Source organism: Mucilaginibacter dorajii (assembly GCF_024808255.1).
GTDB classification, from domain to species: domain Bacteria; phylum Bacteroidota; class Bacteroidia; order Sphingobacteriales; family Sphingobacteriaceae; genus Mucilaginibacter; species Mucilaginibacter dorajii.
Window position 1 is genome coordinate 1 of record NZ_JANTYS010000053.1, and the last position, 1,789, is coordinate 1,789.

Consider the following 1,789-nt stretch of genomic DNA (forward strand, 5'->3'; position numbering starts at 1 on the left):
CGGTCATGCTAATGGAGACTGTTTCGCCTACAAGCAAGTCCACATAATCTTTCGAGCAGTATTGAGCACCTCTGTCAGAGTGATGGGTCAGGCTCATATCATAAACGTACAATAAGTGTACGTTTACGGTCACCCCCAAAAGGTCAATACAATTACAATTTACTCATTATCAATTAAATATATTTTTGGCATAATTATTACGAATTATTTCGTACATGCAATATATGTTAAATTATGAAATACTATATCACCTTACTGTGCCTGTTTATGGCAGCTTCCTACGTGGATGCTCAAAAGATTTATGTAAGTTATAAACCTTCCGTTTATAAAGGCCCGTTTACAGGGAATGTGATCCTATACCTCTCTACTGATAATGAAAACCCAAAAAACCAAACGCATTGGCCATGTTACAGGATGAAGGTTAACAATATAATGCCCGATCAGCAGATTGTATTTACCGATTCGGCTTTATCCTATCCCGCGCTTTTATCAAGGCTACCCCGCGGTAATTATTATGTGCAGGCAGTTTGGGATCTGGATATTGATGGCCGTATTATAGGCCTAAGCACAGGAAACATGTATAATGCCGCCCGGAAGCTCACTTTTAATAACCCTAACGAAGGCTTTGCCCTGGTGTGCGACCAAGCGGTTAAAGCGCCTGTTTTTGAAGACAGCAAATATGTTAAAGAAATTAAAGTAAATTCTAAATTACTCACCGCCTTTAATCACAAACCAGGGTACATCAGGGGCGCAGTGATTCTGCCCGCGCAATATTACACCGAAACCCAAAGGCACTTCCCGGTTTATTTTATGGTTGGAGGCTTTGGCGGCGGTTATATGCATTATTCTAAAACAGAAAGCAGCGATACACTGGCCTCTGTTCCGCTTGATACCATTGCGTGTATCAAAGTTTATTTGGACGGCGATTGTTCACTGGGGCACAGCACCTATTCCAACAGCGATAACAACGGCCCTGTGGGCGATGCTTTTGCTTACGAATTTATTCCGCAACTGGATCAGCGGTTTCGCACCAACGGCGCGCGTGTAATCAGGGGCCATAGCAGCGGCGGTTGGACAGTTGTGTACCTGCTTACGCATTACCCCAAATTATTTGTAGCCGGAAACGCAAGCGCTCCCGACCCGGTAGATTTCCATCGTTTTGTGCTAACTAACCTCTATACCGATGATAAGCGGGTAGAATTTATAGACGCGCTCACCATTGGCAGCAACCCCGATTTGCCGGCCACTTATGACAGGCCAAACATTGTTCACAGTATTGAGGATATTATTTACCGCGGCGAACAAAATGTTTCTTTTGCCGCGGTATTTGGCCCCAAAGGAGACGACGGGCTTCCTAAACCTTTATTTGATTCGGCAACCGGTAAAATACACCAGGATGTATTTGAATACTGGAAACGGAACGACCTAACCCGGTACATCATACAGAACTGGCCGGAGTTAAAAAAAGACCTCGACGGTAAATTACGTGTATCCGTGGGTAATGAAGATAATGCCTATCTCAATTTTTCGGCCATGCTTATGGAAAAAGAAATGAAAAAACTGGGCGCCAATATCGAGTTCGCTTATTACCCCGGAACCCATTTTACCGTAGCAACACCCGAATATAAAAAAGCGCAGGATGGCTTTTTACTCAAAAAGTACAGAGAATGGTTAAGCCATAGCGCAAAATAGTTTTGACTCGTCCGGGAAAAACTATACACTAAAAAGAAGTGTATGAAAACAGAAGACGATCAAACAGCGCCCATAATTCGCTTTCACGAGCGGGGCC

At 43.6% G+C, this 1,789-nt stretch carries 1 protein-coding gene; it reads left to right on the plus strand.

Annotation, left to right across the window (positions count from 1 at the left end; genetic code table 11):
- Window positions 1-234 precede the first annotated feature (234 nt).
- Window positions 235-1,692, plus strand: a complete 1,458-nt coding sequence (locus FHS10_RS29210) for an alpha/beta hydrolase-fold protein (protein WP_259097792.1) — start codon at window positions 235-237, stop codon at window positions 1,690-1,692.
- The last annotated feature ends 97 nt before the right edge of the window (window positions 1,693-1,789 follow it).

What these genes read in the sequence shown, in the direction of transcription:
- FHS10_RS29210 (WP_259097792.1), top strand. Translation starts at nt 235, where the DNA reads ATGAAATACTATATCACCTTACTGTGCCTGTTTATGGCAGCTTCCTAC.